Here is a 14,584-nt window from a genome sequence, read left to right on the forward strand (position 1 = left end):
TTGCGAAAGCAGGAGCCCAGGGTTGCGCGCAGTTCCGGCTGTCACTCTGCTGGACCTAAGGCCGATCGACATTCAACTCGTGGACGATGCCAAGTCCTCCCCCGCCAGGGAGTGCCGGGTTGAACGGCCCCCGGCCGTTCAAGGTCATGCCGGGGGCATGACCGACCCGGCACTGTGGCGCGGCGAAGCCGTGACGGAGGGGGAGGTAAGCGACCACTCTTGTTGCGTGTCCTCCCCTCCGTCATGCCTCCGGCATGCCACCTCCCCCTTGCGGGGGAGGAATTCTAAGGCTGGCTATCGATCCGACCTAGCGCCCGACCAGCCAGCGGCCGAAGCGCGGTACGGCGCCGTGGCGGGTCATCCAGTCGCTATAGGCGCGGTAGACCGGATCGAGGCCGAGGTGGCGTTCCTCGGTGCGGGCGCGCCAATAATAGATGCCGGTGACCACGCCCATCAATGCGGTGGCGCGCACCGCGTCGATCAGGCTGCCGGTGGTGAGGATCGGCAGGGTCGACAGCCACCAGAACAGGTTCTTCGACAGATAGGCCGGATGGCGCGACCACGCGTAAGGCCCGTGCGTCAGGATGCCGCGGTGGGTCAGGTTGGAGAAGCGCGGCCCGAACGCGACCGTCGCCCAGGCGTAAACCGCGGTCAGCAGCGCGAGGATCGCACCCCATATCGCCGACACGGTCGGATGGCCGGCGAGCCAGAATGTCCAGTCCTGCGTCCCCGGATGATAGTCGAGAGGGCCGCCCGACTCCATCAGGATGAACGGCGGATAGCAGATCAGCGCGGCGGTCCATGCGGCGGCATAGGGGTTGGCGCTGCGGATGTGCGCGTCGAGCGGGCGCAGCGTCAGGACATAGCCGACGGTGGCGAAGCTGACGTCGATGACGAACATCAGCCCGATCAGCCATTGCACCAGCGCGACGGGATCGCGGAGGCTCGCCCGGTCGATGTGGATGAAGCCCGCCCAATTGCCGGGGAGCACCGCGAGCATGAAGGCGAGGAAGAACGCCTTGACCGTCCAGGCGCGGAGATGGCCGTAGATCGCCTCGGGTACGACGCCGGGCTGGCCGGTCAGCCACGCGCCGAGGTGCCAGGCGCCGTCACGCGGCTCGACGAGATATCGGTCGATCCAGAGCACATACGGCACGGCGAGGATCGCGACGATCGGCATGACCCAGCCGAAACACCACATGGCGAAGGCGAAATTGCCGTCCCAATAGAAGCGCCCGATGCCGTAGAGGAAGGCGATACCGCCCCAGGTGAGATACAGGCCAGCGAGCTTGGTCAGGCTGACGTCGCGGCGCTCCGCCAGCGGACGTGGATCGTGCCAGTCGATGCCGGTGCTGGCGCGACGATGCACCTTGTCGACCAGCAGCGACCAGCCGATCATGGGCAGCGCGCAGGCGACGAGCGCGACCAGCGCCGCATAGGGGCCATCCATGCCGATCGCGAGCGCCGCCGCCAGCCACGCGAACAGCCCGGCGATGCCAGCGAGCCCGACGCCATGACCGACGGCAGACGCGGGACGCTGGTCGGCCGATGCGGGGACCTGTTCGGGATCGTGCTCCATCCCGGCGACTTAGCGCGGCAACGGTAAGCAAGCCATGAACCACGACGGGATGCGATCTTGGGTCTTGACCCCGTATGCCGCGCGACGATAAGCCGCGGCTCGATCGACGCCCGCGGGCCGTCAGGTCGTGCGGGTATAGTACAATGGTAGTACAGCAGCCTTCCAAGCTGAATACACGGGTTCGATTCCCGTTACCCGCTCCACGCCCTTGAACGCCGACGGCTGCGGCCGATCACCGGCCACAGCCGCCGTCACGATCAATGGTCGGCGGTGCCGGGTTCCGCCATCTTGCGATGCTGTTCGGCGAGCACCGCATTGGGCGTGACATTGGCGACGGCCGACTGGATCTTGTTCTTCCAGCCGGACACGATCGCTGCTTTGCCTTCCATCAGCGCGTCCCAGCCGTCGGCGGCGACCTTGGCGGGATCGTCCTTCTTGGGATCGCTGCCGACATCGGTGTCGAGCATGTCGCCGCGCGCGAAGAATTCGGTGTCGGTCGGTCCCGGCATCAGATTGGTGAGCGTGACGCCATCGGCATCCTTGATCTCGTTCTGCAAGGCGGCGACGAAGCTGTCGAGGAACGCCTTGGTGCCGTTGTAGACCGCCTGGAACGCGCCGGGAATGTAACCCGCGATCGAACCGGTCACGAGCACTTTGCCGTCGTTGCGCGCGACCATGTCGCGCAGCACCTTCTGCAAGAGATAGGCGGTGCCGGTGATGTTGGTATCGACCACCGCGCGCCAATCCTCTACCGATTGGTCGAGGAAGGCATGGCCGAGACCGCGGCCGGCATTGGCGCAGAGCAGGTCGATCCGCCGCCCGCCTGCCGCTTCTAGCAGCCGATCGACGCCTTCCGGGGTCGACAGGTCCGCCTCGAGCGCCTGAACGTCATGCTCGTATTGGCGGAAGTCGGCCGCTGCCGCCTCGATCAGCGGCTCGTCGGCGACGACGAGGATGTCGTAGCCGTTGCGCGCGGCGAGCGAGGCCAGTTCGAAGCCGATGCCCGTCGAGGCACCGGTGATGATCGCGAATTTGTCAGCCATATGCGGTATCCTTGGATGGAAAGACGATCAGGCGACCATGCCGGGCTTCAGCACGATCTTGGTGGTTTCGTTCTGATGGTTCTTGAACAGGTCGTAGCCCTTGGGCGCGTCGGTCAGCGGCATGCGGTGCGAGATCAGGAACTCGGTGTCGATCTTGTCTTCCATAATCGCGTTGAGCAGCGCCGGCATATAATGCTGGACGTGGGTCTGGCCGGTCTTGAGCGTCAGCCCCTTCTCCATGAACGCGCCGAGCGGGAATTTGTCGACGAAGCCGCCATAGACCGCCGGCATCGAGACGCGGCCACCCTTGCGGCAGGCGATGATCGCCTGACGGATCGAATGCGGCCGATCGGTGCCGAGGAAGGTCGACGCCTTGATCTGGTCGATGATGTTGTCGACGAACATGCCGTGCGCCTCCAGCCCGACCGCGTCGATCACCGCATCGGGGCCGATGCCGCCGGTCATCTCCATCAGTGCCTCGTAGGTGGCGCTTTCCTCGAAGTTGATCGTCTCGGCGCCGAAGCGCTTGGCGAGTTCGAGGCGGTGGGGGAAATGGTCGATCGCGATGACGCGCTCGGCGCCCATCAGGAATGCCGATTGCACCGCGAACAGCCCGACCGGGCCGCAGCCCCAGACCGCCACCGTATCGCCCGGCTCGATCTGCGCATATTCGGCCGCCTGCCAGCCGGTCGGCAGGATGTCCGACAGGAACAGCACCTTGTCGTCGGAGACGCCGTCGGGGATGACGATCGGGCCGACGTCGCTGAACGGCACGCGGACATATTCCGCCTGGCCGCCGGCATAGCCGCCGGTCATATGGCTGTAGCCGAACAGGCCCGACATCTCGTGGCCGTACAGCTCCTGCGCGATGTCCTGATTGTCGGCGGGCAGACCGTTGGGGCAGGCCGAATATTGATGCTTGCCGCAATGGTAGCAGCTGCCGCAGGCGATGGTGAACGGCACCACGACACGCTGGCCCTTCTTCAGCGTCGACTTGGCGCCGACCTCGACCACTTCGCCCATGAATTCGTGGCCGAGGATGTCGCCGGCCTGCATCGTCGGGATATAGCCGTCGTAGAGGTGGAGATCGGAACCGCAGATCGCGGTCGAGGTGACCTTGATGATACAATCGCGATCGTTGACGATCTCGGGATCGTCGACCGTGTCGACGCGGACGTCATGCTTACCGTGCCATGCGAGCGCTTTCACAGGCCCATCTCCTCGAACTGCTTGGGGTTCATCGCGGGCGTGGCGATCTCGCCGGTCTCCATAAGCTGCTTGAAGCGGCGCAGGTCGCGGCGGGCCTGGATCGCAGGCTCGCGCTGGAACATCTTGGCGATAAGCTTGCCGACGACGCCGCCGGGCGGGTCATACGCGATCGTCGCGGTCACCACCGTGCCGCGCGGGCCGGCGTCGCGGAACTCGATGCGGCCCGAATTGGCGACGTCGGCGCCGGGTTCGGAGGTCCAGGCGATCAGCCGGTCCTGCTCTTCCTGCGTGATCCGCGCGTCCCATGCGACGGTCGCGCCGGCAGGTGCTTTGACCACCCAATGCGAAAGCTTGGCGTCGACGACATCGATCGACACCACATTCTCCATGAAATGCGGCAGGTTGGTGAAGTCGCGGAAAAAGTCGTAAAGTTCGCGCACGGGCCGGTTGATCGTCACCGATCGTCCGGCCACCGAACTGCCCTGCCCCTCGATCAGCGAGGCGGTGGTGGCGTCGGCAGCATCGCCGTGCTTGTAGGTCGTGGAGGGCGCGTCATCGCGTCGGTCGGTCATGCTGGTCTCCCTTCGCAAGACCGCTCCAACCCGTCGAGAGTCGCACCCGTTCCTATCGTTACGCGTGTGGATTCAAATAGATAAAGCTGATTTTACCACGCGGCGCAGGGCGTTTCCGATCGGCTGCGGCGCTGGGTGCAGGCCCTCCCCGCCGAAGCGGGGAGGTGGTGGACAGGGCTGGATTCGAACCAGCGTACGCTTGCACGGGCAGATTTACAGTCTGCTGCCTTTAACCACTCGGCCACCTGTCCAGATGGGCCGCTTCGCTGAAGCGAGGCGGCCTATTGGCGAAGCGAAACGCGGCTGTCAACGCGCCCGCGGCGGTTTTTCGCATCGCCCTCGCCGGCTTGCGCGAACCGCGACCGCCGCCTAGCACCGGCCGCAACGTTCGCCGGGGACCTTCATGCGCCACTTCCTGCTCGCCACCGCCGCCCTTTGCATCGCACTGCCCGCCGCGGCGCAGGACCGCGCCGGGCTTGCCGCGATTATCGATCAGGGCACCAACCACAGCCAGGTGGTGCAGACCGCGCAATATCTCACCGACGTGATCGGCCCGCGGCTCGCCAATTCGCCGGGCGCGCGCGCCGCCGAGGCCTGGACGCAGGGCAAGTTCCGCGAATGGGGGCTGCGCAACGTCCGCAAGGAAGGCTTTGCCTTCGGCCGCGGCTGGGGAATCGAGCGCGCCAGCGTGCGGATGGTGACGCCGCGCGCTGTCCAGCTCACCGCGATTCCCGTCGCCTGGACGCCGGGGACCAACGGCACGCTCACCGCGCCGGTGATCGTCGCGCCGATCGCGCGCGAACGCGACTTCGCGAAATATCGCGGTCAGCTCCGCGGCAAGATCGTGATGGTCACGCTGCCCCGCGCCGCCAAGGACCCGACCGAACCCGACTTCCGCCGCCTGACCGGCGACGACATCGCCAGGCTCGACCAGTTCCAGCAGCCCGATTACGACCCCGCCAACATCAATCGCCGCGCCAAGCGGCTCGATTACACCAAGAAGCTCGACGCCTTCCTGAAGGCGGAGGGCGCGGTGGCGATGGCGACGATGTCGTATCGCGACGGCAAGCTGGTGCATGGCGAGGGCTATCTGTTCGGCACCGGCGATACCGCGACGCTGCCCGCGGTGCAGATCGCGCAGGAGGATTATCTGCGGCTCGCCCGGCTCGCCAAGATCGGCCCGGCGCCGACGCTGGAGATCACCAGCGACGTCCGCTTCGACGACAGCGACGCCAACGCCTATAACGTCATCGCCGAGATCCCCGGCACCGACGCCAAGGCCGGCTATGTCATGGCCGGCGCGCATCTCGACAGCTGGGTGGCGGGCGACGGCGCGGCGGACAATGGCGCCGGATCGGCCGAGGTGATGGAGGCGGCGCGCATCCTCGCCGCGAGCGGCGTGCGGCCGAAGCGCACGATCCGCTTCGTGCTGTGGGGCGCGGAGGAGGAAGGCCTGCTCGGCAGCCTCGCTTATACCAAGGCGCATCTCGCCCGCCGCGGCGCGCCGGCGGACCAGCCGGCCGGCGTCGATTATGGCTTTGCCGATCGCTGGCCGATCGTGCCGCTGCCCGGCCACGGCGAACTCGCCGCCTATTTCAATATCGACAACGGTTCCGGCAAGCTGCGCGGCCTGTATGCCGAGAACAATCCGGCGGTGGTGCCGATCTTCCGCGAATGGCTCGCGCCGCTCGCGTCCATGGGCGCCGCAAACGTCGTCGCGCGGCAGACCGGCGGTACCGATCACGTGCTGCTGCAGCAGGTCGGCATCCCCGGCTTCCAGTTCGTCCAGGACCCGCTCGATTACGGCAGCCGCGTCCACCATTCGTCGGTCGACACGTTCGACCATCTGAAGCCCGAGGATCTGCGGCAGGGATCGATCGTCCTCGCCTCGGTCCTGCTTTCCGCCGCCAACGCCGACACGGCGCTGCCCCGGCCGCCGCTGCCGACGCAGCCGGTGGTCACTGACCCCTTTGCCTATAGCGATGCCAATGATGACTGATGCCATGACCTCAAATTCTGCGAGCGCCCGCTGATGGCGCGCCGTGGCCACCGCCCGTCGACGGGCACCGCCAACCGGCCCAAATTCTGGGGCCGGCATCCGGTGACGGCAGCGCTCGCCAACCCGAACCGCGTCGTGCGCAAATTGTGGGGGACGCGCGAGGCGCTCGCCTCGCTCGACATTCCGGCGTCGATGCCGGTGGTCTATGCCGATGTCGCCGATCTCGGCCGGCTGGTGCCCTCCGACGCGCCGCATCAGGGCCTCATCGCCGAGGTCGAGCCGCTCGAGGACAATTGGCTCGCCGATCTGCTGATCGAGGGCAAGGACGACCAAAGGCCGCTCGTGGTGCTCGATCAGGTCACCGATCCGCACAACGTCGGCGCGATCCTGCGCTCGGCGGCGGCGTTCGACGCGCTCGGCATCGTCACGCAGGACCGCCATGCGCCGCCCGAAAGCGGCACGGTCGCCCGCGCGGCGTCGGGGGCGCTGGAGACGGTGCCGTGGGTGCGCGTCGTCAACCTCGCACGCGCGCTGGAGGAGATCGCCGAGGCGGGGTTCTGGCGGATCGGGCTCACCGGCCATGCCGAACAGACGCTCGCCGAAGCTTTGGGGACGCAGCGCATCTGCATCGTACTCGGCGCCGAGGGCGAGGGCATGCGCCAGAATACCGAGGCGCATTGCGACGAACTCGCCAAGCTGCCGATCAGCGAGAAGGTGGAGAGCCTCAACGTGTCAAACGCCGCGGCGATCGCGCTGTACGCAGTGGCGGCGCGGTAGACGCATTTGCCTTGATCGTCATTCCCGCGAAGGCGGGAATCCCTACACGCTGACGCTGCGGCTCAAGCCGGGTCAGAGGGTATGGATCCCCGCCTTCGCGGGGATGACGGTAGGGAATTAGACTACGATCCTAAGGCGAGATACCGATCAATCCTCCCCCGCGATCGTCACCTTCAGGCCGTCGAGTGCCGGCGTCATCTGGATCTGGCACGACAGGCGCGAGGTCGCGTTGCGCTCGTCGCTCGAATCCAGCAGGTCGTCCTCGTCCGGCCCCATCGCCGGCAGCTTGTCGGCAAACGCCGGATCGACGTGGACGTGGCAGGTGGCGCAGCTGCAGCAGCCGCCGCATAGCGCCAGCAATTCGTCGATGCCGGCGTCGCGGATGACCTCCATCACCGACAAACCGGCCTCGCCGTTGATTTCGCGTTCTTCCCCCTCGCGCGTGACGACGATAAGCTTGGGCATGACAGTCTCCGATACAGTTGCCGACGGCCATGCCGCGCGTTGGGTCAAGGATCAAGCATGGGCCTGAGCGCCGAACAGATTCGCACGGCGATGGATGCACTTGCATTGACGGAGCCGGCCTTCGCCGCCGGCCTCGCCCGCGTCGGCTATCCGCCGCCGCGGTTGCGCGAGCGCGGCTATGCGACGCTGTTGCGCACGATCCTCGGCCAGCAGGTGAGCGTCGCGTCGGCTGCCGCGGTGTATCGCAAGCTCGAGACGTTGGTCGGCGATCCCGGCGATCCCCACACCATCCTCGCGGCGAGCGACGAGACGCTGCGCGCCGCCGGCCTGTCGCGACAGAAAGCGAGCTATGCGCGCAGCCTCGCCGAGGAGGTGACCAGCGGGCGGCTCGATCTCGATCATCTGCCCGCGGACGACGAAGAGGCGATCGCGCAGCTCGTCCGGGTCAAGGGGATCGGCCGGTGGTCGGCGGAAATCTATCTGCTGTTCGCCGAGGGGCGCGAGGATGTCTGGCCGGCGGGCGACCTTGCGGTGCAGATCGAGGTTGGGCGGCTGCTCGGCCATAACGACCGGCCATCGGAGAAACTGACGCGCGCGCTCGCCGAGGCATGGCGGCCGCATCGCGGCGCGCTGGCGATCTTCACTTGGCACCATTATGGTGCGGGTCCCGATGTGGACGCGGCGCCGGTTTAGCGCGGGTGGATGTCCAGCTTACGGACTGCGGTAATTCCTCCCCCGCCAGGGGGAGGAATTTTCTGCAAAGCCCCTGACGTCGCCACGTCCTCACACATGGCGGGGGTGTGGACGGGCGCAAGTGTCTGATCCGCCGCCTCTCCCTCGTCCGATAGTTGCAGCCGATTGATCCAGCCGGCGCGCTCGCACCTTGCCCGCGCGCGCCGCTTCCGCCACACACCGGCGCCATGACGCCACCCGCCTCTGCCCCAGCCGTGTCCCTCAGCGGCAGCCACCGCAGTATCGCGGTGCCGGTGGGCGGCGCGGGGTGGCGGCGGTTGGCGGCGTTCATGGGACCGGGGTTCCTCGTCGCGGTCGGCTATATGGACCCGGGTAATTGGGCGACCGACATCGCCGGCGGATCCGCCTTCGGCTATACCTTGCTGTCGGTCATCCTGCTGTCGAACCTGATGGCGATCGTGTTGCAGGCGCTGTCGGCGCGGCTGGGCATCGCCGCCGGGCTCGACCTCGCGCAGGCGTGCCGGGCCTATTATTCGAAGCCGGTGTCGATAATGCTCTGGCTGCTCGCCGAGATCGCGATCATCGCCTGCGACCTCGCCGAGGTGCTGGGCACCGCGATCGCGCTGCAATTGCTGTTCGGCATCCCGCTGGTCTGGGGCGTGATCGTCACCGCGCTCGACGTGTTCCTGATCCTCGCGCTGCAACGCTACGGCTTCCGCAAGATCGAGGCGTTCATCGTCGCGCTGCTGCTGATCATCGCCGGCTGCTTCGCGTTCGAGCTGTTCAGCGCGCGGCCCGACATGGGCGCGGTGCTGGCGGGCTTCGTGCCGTCGCCGGGGATCGTCACCGATCCCGCCAAACTCTATCTGGCGATCGGCATCCTCGGCGCGACGGTGATGCCGCACAATCTCTATCTCCATTCCTCGATCGTCCAGACCCGCGCGTTCGACCCGAGCGATGCCGGCAAGGCGGAGGCGGCGAAATGGGCGACGATGGACAGCACGGTCGCGCTCGGCCTCGCCTTCTTCATCAACGCCGCGATCCTGATCGTCGCCGCGGCGGTGTTCCATACCGCCGGCCGTACCGAGATCGCCGAGATCGACGAGGCCTATCGCCTGCTCGCGCCGATGATGGGCGTCGGCGCGGCGAGCATCGTGTTCGGCGTCGCGCTGCTCGCCTCGGGACAGAATTCCACCGTCACCGGGACGCTCGCCGGGCAGATCGTGATGGAGGGGTTCCTCAACCTGCGGCTGCCGGTGTGGCTGCGGCGGATGGTGACGCGGCTGCTCGCGATCGTGCCGGCGGTGTTCGTCGTCGGCCTGTCGGGCGACGGCGGCGCGACCAAGCTGCTGGTGCTGAGCCAGGTGGTGCTGAGCCTGCAATTGCCGTTCGCGGTCGTGCCGCTGGTGCTGTTCACCGGCCAGTCGCGGGTGATGGGGCGGTTCGTCAGCCCGTGGTGGCTGCGCACGCTCGCCTGGGGCATCGCGGCGATCATCATCGGGCTCAACCTGACCTTGCTCGTCGGCATGCTCTGACGCCGGATCGGCCGTTTTCGCGGGTGACTTTCGCGGACCGGCATCGTCTACTGCCTCCTCCTCTTGCTTCGGACATGCCGTGACAGACAGCCAAGCCGCCGCACCGACCGACCCCCGCCCCGCGCTCGCCTCGGCGATCGTCGACACGCTCGTCCACCGGATCGGCAAGGACGCGCAGGCGGCGCGGCCGCACGACTGGCTCGCCGCGACGATCCTGACCCTGCGCAACGAGATCATCGAACGCTGGATGGAATCGACCAAGGCGGCGCATGCCGCCGGAGCGAAGCGGGTCTATTACCTCAGCCTCGAATTCCTCATCGGCCGGCTGCTGCGCGACGCTTTGTCCAACCTGCGCCATAACGACGAGGTCGCCGACGCGCTCGCCAGCCTGGGCGTCGACCTCGCCGCGATCGAGGAGATCGAGCCCGATGCCGCGCTCGGCAACGGCGGGCTCGGGCGGCTGGCGGCGTGTTTCATGGAGAGCCTCGCCAGCCTCGACCTGCCCGCTTACGGTTATGGCATCCGCTATGTGAACGGCATGTTCCGCCAGCGGCTCGACGACGGCTGGCAGGTCGAGCTGCCGGAGAATTGGCTCGCGCACGGCAATCCCTGGGAGTTCGAGCGGCGCGAGAGCGCCTATTTCGTCGGCTTCGGCGGCGAGGTCACCGCGACCGCCGCGGGCCAGATCCACTGGTCGCCGGCCGAGGCGGTCGAGGCGGTCGCGGTCGACACGCCGATGGTCGGCTGGCGCGGCAAGCGCGTCAACACACTGCGATTGTGGAATGCGCGGGCGTTCGACCCGATCAAGCTCGACCGGTTCAACGCCGGCGATTTCGAGGGCGCGCTCGCCGGGCAGATGCGCGCCGAGACGCTGACCCGCGTGCTCTATCCCAACGACAGCACGCCGGCGGGGCAGGAATTGCGGTTGCGGCAGGAGTATTTCTTCTCCTCCGCATCGATCCAGGACATCGTCCGCCGGCACCTGCAATATTTCGGCGATATCCGCACTTTGTCCGACAAGGCGGCGATCCAGCTCAACGACACGCACCCGGCGGTCGCGGTCGCCGAACTGATGCGGTTGCTCACCGATTTCCACGAACTGTCGTTCGACGAGGCGTGGGACATCACCCGGGCGACCTTCGGCTATACCAACCACACGTTGCTGCCCGAGGCGCTGGAAAGCTGGCCGCTGCCGTTGTTCGAGCGGTTGCTGCCGCGGCACATGCAGATCGTCTATGCGATCAACGCTAGGCTGTTGCGCGAGGCGAGCAAGGTCGATGGCATCGACGGCCGTGCGATCGCCGCGATCAGCCTGATCGACGAGGGCGGCGAGCGGCGCGTCAGGATGGCGAACCTCGCCTTCGCCGGCAGCCACAGCGTCAACGGCGTGGCGGCATTGCACACCGAATTGATGAAGAAGACGGTGTTCGCCGATCTTCACACGCTCTATCCCGACCGCATCAACAACAAGACCAACGGCATCACCCCGCGCCGCTGGCTGCAGCAGTGCAACCCGGGCCTCACCGGCCTGCTGGTCGAGGCGATCGGCGAGGATTTCCGCGACGACGCCGCCAAGCTGACCGCACTCGCACCCTTCGCAAATGATTCATCGTTTCGGGAGCGTTTCGCCGCCGTTAAGCGTTCCAACAAGGTGACGCTCTCGACCTACATCAAGGACAGCATGGGGCTGGCGCTCGACCCCGATGCGATCTTCGATGTGCAGATCAAACGCATCCACGAATACAAGCGCCAGTTGCTCGGGATCGTCGAGGCGGTGGCGCTGTACGACCAGATCCGCAGCCATCCCGAGCGCAATTGGGTGCCGCGCGTCAAGCTGTTCGCCGGCAAGGCGGCGTCGAGCTATCACACCGCCAAGCTCGTCATCAAACTGGCGAACGACGTCGCCAAGCGGATCAACGCCGACCCCGCGGTCGGCGACCTGCTGAAGGTGGCTTTCATCCCCAATTACAACGTGAGCCTCGCCGAGCGGATCATCCCCGCCGCCGATCTGTCCGAGCAGATCTCGACCGCGGGCATGGAGGCGTCGGGCACCGGCAACATGAAGTTCGCGCTCAACGGCGCGCTGACCATCGGCACGCTGGACGGCGCCAATATCGAGATCAAGGATCATGTCGGCGACGACAATATCTTCATCTTCGGCCTCACCGCCGACGAGGTCGCCGAGAAGCGCGCGAGCGGCTATCGCGGCCGCGAGGTGATCGAGGGGTCGCGCGAGCTGGCGCAGGCGGTCAACGCGATCGCGTCGGGCGTATTCTCGCCCGACGATCCCGATCGCTACAAGGGGCTGATGGACGGTTTGTACGAGCATGACTGGTTCATGCTCGCCGCCGACTTCGACGCTTATGCCGCCGCGCAGCGACAGGTCGACGCACGCTGGAGCGATGCCGATGCCTGGGGCCGGTCGGCGGTGCTCAACGTCGCCAACATGGGCTGGTTCTCGTCGGACCGGACGATCGGGGAATATGCGAAACAGATCTGGGGTGTGATGTGAAACCGCCGCGTGGCGCCATCGCCGCATTGCTGGAAGGGCGCCACGACGATCCGTTCTCGTTGCTCGGCACGTTCGCCGGGCCGGAAGGGACGTTCGCGCGCGCCTGGATCCCCGGCGCCGAGACCGCGGAAGCGCATGATTTCGCCGGGACGCCGCTGGGCGCGCTGACCCGGATCGAGGATGCCGGCCTGTTCGAAGGTCCGATCGCCGGTGCGCCGCAACCGATCAGATACAAGGCGCAGGGGTTCGGTGCGGAATGGTGGGTGACCGATCCCTACAGCTTCGGGCCGGTGCTCGGCCCGACCGACGATTATCTGATCGCCGAGGGCTCGCATTTCCGCCTGTACGACAAGATGGGCGCGCATCTGATCGAGCATCAGGGCGCGAGCGGCATGCATTTCGCGGTATGGGCACCCAATGCGCGGCGCGTTTCGGTGGTCGGCGACTTCAACGACTGGAACGATACGCGCCACGTCATGCGCCGGCGCAGCGACATCGGCGTGTGGGAAATCTTCCTGCCCGACGTCGGGGCGGGTCGCAGCTACAAATTCGCGATCGTCGGACCCGACGGCACGTTGCAGCCGCTGAAGGCCGACCCCTTCGCCTTCGCCGCCGAACTGCGGCCGAAGACCGCATCGATCACCACCGCGCCGCCCGCGCACGTCTGGGGCGACGACGCGCATCGCGAGACCTGGGCGAAGGTCGATCCGCGCCGGGTGCCGGTCAGCATCTACGAGGTCCATGCGGGAAGCTGGGACAAGGATGCGAACGGCTGGTATGTGTCGTGGGACGCGCTCGCCGACCGGCTGATCCCCTATGTCGTCGACCTCGGCTTCACCCACATCGAGTTCATGCCGATCAGCGAGCATCCCTATGATCCGTCATGGGGCTATCAGACGACGGGGCTCTACGCGCCGTCGGCACGGTTCGGCGATGCGGACGGGTTCGCGCGCTTCGTCGACGGTGCGCATCGTGCCGGGATCGGCGTGCTGCTCGACTGGGTGCCGGCGCATTTCCCGGTCGACCCGCACGGCCTCACGCGCTTCGACGGCACCGCGCTGTACGAGCATGAGGACCCGCGGCTCGGCTTCCATCCCGACTGGAACACCGCGATCTACAATTTCGGGCGGCGCGAAGTGCGCTCGTTCCTCATCAACAACGCGCTGTTCTGGCCGGAACGCTATCATGTCGACGGCCTGCGCGTCGATGCGGTCGCCTCGATGCTCTACCGCGACTATAGCCGCGAGGCGGGCGAGTGGATCCCCAATGACGAGGGCGGCCGCGAGAATTGGGAGGCGGTGAGCTTCCTGCGCGAGATGAACCGCGCGGTCTACGGCAAGGAAGACGGCGTCTTCACCGTCGCCGAGGAATCGACGAGCTGGCCGGGCGTGTCGATGCCCGCGTTCGAGGAGGGGCCGCGCGAGGCGCTCGGCTTCGGCTTCAAGTGGAACATGGGCTGGATGCACGACACGCTCCAGTATTTCGCGCGCGAGCCGGTGCATCGCCGGCATCATCACGGCGAGATCACCTTCGGCTTCGTCTATGCCTTCGACGAGAATTTCGTGCTGCCGCTGAGCCACGACGAGGTCGTCCACGGCAAGGGATCGCTGCTGACCAAGATGGCGGGCGACGACTGGCAACAATTCGCCAATCTGCGCGCTTATTACGCGTTCATGTGGGGTTATCCGGGCAAGAAGCTGCTGTTCATGGGGCAGGAATTCGCACAGCGGCAGGAATGGAGCGAGGAGCGCGCGCTCGACTGGCATCTCGGCCAGTCCGCGGCGCATGGCGGCGTGCGCAGGCTGGTCCGCGATCTCAACCGCCTCTACCGCGATACCCCGGCGCTGCACGCGCGCGATTGCGAGCCGGAAGGGTTCGAATGGCTGATCGGCGACGATGCCGCAAATTCGGTGTTCGCCTGGCTGCGCAAGGCACCGGGCGAGCGACCGGTGGCGGTGATCGCCAACCTGACGCCGGTGGCGCGGGCGCCGTATCGCATCCCCCTGCCCCATGACGGACGTTGGCGGGAGATCATCAATTCCGACGCGCACGATTATTGGGGATCGGGCCTCGGCAATCTCGGCGGGGTCGAGGCCAAGGACGGCGCGGCGTGGGTGACGCTGCCGCCGCTGGCGACGGTCATGCTGCAATTCGACGGCTGAGCGCGCGACGCGCGCACCGATAACGACGATATTTGGAG

Annotated in this window: 11 protein-coding genes and 2 tRNA genes; 7 read left to right on the plus strand and 6 right to left on the minus strand. The window is 66.8% G+C overall.

Going from position 1 to position 14,584, the window contains the following annotated elements:
* Positions 1-307: 307 nt before the first annotated feature.
* A complete protein-coding gene (locus ACLBWH_RS02585; RefSeq protein WP_447796543.1) occupies positions 308-1,579 on the minus strand; it encodes a methyltransferase family protein in 1,272 nt (423 codons plus the stop codon).
* 129 nt (positions 1,580-1,708) lie between these two features.
* On the opposite strand from ACLBWH_RS02585, the gene ACLBWH_RS02590 reads away from it, so the two are divergent.
* Positions 1,709-1,782 (plus strand) — tRNA-Gly (locus ACLBWH_RS02590).
* A gap of 54 nt (positions 1,783-1,836) precedes the next feature.
* Here the strand turns inward: ACLBWH_RS02590 and ACLBWH_RS02595 are convergent.
* The 4 genes from ACLBWH_RS02595 to ACLBWH_RS02610 all read right to left on the minus strand — a co-directional run bounded on the left by ACLBWH_RS02595 (position 1,837) and on the right by ACLBWH_RS02610 (position 4,654).
* Entirely contained in the window at positions 1,837-2,622 is a 786-nt protein-coding gene (locus ACLBWH_RS02595; RefSeq protein ID WP_447796544.1) for an SDR family NAD(P)-dependent oxidoreductase, read from the minus strand.
* Between the two features lie 27 nt (positions 2,623-2,649).
* Positions 2,650-3,831, minus strand: coding sequence for a zinc-dependent alcohol dehydrogenase (locus ACLBWH_RS02600; protein WP_447796545.1), 1,182 nt, complete (start codon positions 3,829-3,831; stop codon positions 2,650-2,652).
* Positions 3,828-4,403: an SRPBCC family protein gene (locus ACLBWH_RS02605; protein ID WP_447796547.1), complete on the minus strand. Its 576-nt coding sequence runs from the start codon at positions 4,401-4,403 to the stop codon at positions 3,828-3,830. Before ACLBWH_RS02605 ends, ACLBWH_RS02600 begins: the two co-directional genes overlap by 4 nt.
* A gap of 165 nt (positions 4,404-4,568) precedes the next feature.
* Positions 4,569-4,654 (minus strand) — tRNA-Tyr (locus ACLBWH_RS02610).
* A gap of 152 nt (positions 4,655-4,806) precedes the next feature.
* On the opposite strand from ACLBWH_RS02610, the gene ACLBWH_RS02615 reads away from it, so the two are divergent.
* Both ACLBWH_RS02615 and rlmB read left to right on the plus strand, forming a co-directional pair.
* Positions 4,807-6,402, plus strand: a complete 1,596-nt coding sequence (locus ACLBWH_RS02615; RefSeq protein ID WP_447796549.1) for a M20/M25/M40 family metallo-hydrolase — start codon at positions 4,807-4,809, stop codon at positions 6,400-6,402.
* Between the two features lie 33 nt (positions 6,403-6,435).
* A complete protein-coding gene (gene rlmB, locus ACLBWH_RS02620; RefSeq protein ID WP_447796551.1) occupies positions 6,436-7,179 on the plus strand; it encodes a 23S rRNA (guanosine(2251)-2'-O)-methyltransferase RlmB in 744 nt (247 codons plus the stop codon).
* Positions 7,180-7,326: 147 nt separating this feature from the next.
* On the opposite strand, the gene ACLBWH_RS02625 is transcribed toward rlmB, so the two are convergent.
* Entirely contained in the window at positions 7,327-7,644 is a 318-nt protein-coding gene (locus tag ACLBWH_RS02625; RefSeq protein WP_179508309.1) for a 2Fe-2S iron-sulfur cluster-binding protein, read from the minus strand.
* 57 nt (positions 7,645-7,701) lie between these two features.
* Here ACLBWH_RS02625 and ACLBWH_RS02630 point away from each other — a divergent pair, with 57 nt between their 5' ends.
* From ACLBWH_RS02630 to glgB, 4 genes are all read left to right on the plus strand, one after another.
* The gene (locus ACLBWH_RS02630) at positions 7,702-8,337 is read left to right on the plus strand and encodes a DNA-3-methyladenine glycosylase family protein (RefSeq protein ID WP_447796553.1); all 636 of its coding nucleotides are present in this window, start codon (positions 7,702-7,704) and stop codon (positions 8,335-8,337) included.
* A gap of 227 nt (positions 8,338-8,564) precedes the next feature.
* A complete protein-coding gene (locus tag ACLBWH_RS02635) occupies positions 8,565-9,872 on the plus strand; it encodes an Nramp family divalent metal transporter (protein WP_447796555.1) in 1,308 nt (435 codons plus the stop codon).
* A 79-nt stretch (positions 9,873-9,951) separates the two neighbouring features.
* Complete coding sequence (locus ACLBWH_RS02640) at positions 9,952-12,384, plus strand: glycogen/starch/alpha-glucan phosphorylase (RefSeq protein ID WP_447796557.1); 2,433 nt, start codon at positions 9,952-9,954, stop codon at positions 12,382-12,384.
* Positions 12,381-14,546, plus strand: a complete 2,166-nt coding sequence (glgB, locus tag ACLBWH_RS02645) for a 1,4-alpha-glucan branching protein GlgB (RefSeq protein ID WP_447796559.1) — start codon at positions 12,381-12,383, stop codon at positions 14,544-14,546. The genes ACLBWH_RS02640 and glgB overlap by 4 nt, the downstream gene beginning before the upstream one ends.
* Positions 14,547-14,584 lie beyond the last annotated feature (38 nt).

The sequence above is a fragment of the Sphingomonas sp. M6A6_1c genome (assembly GCF_053345135.1).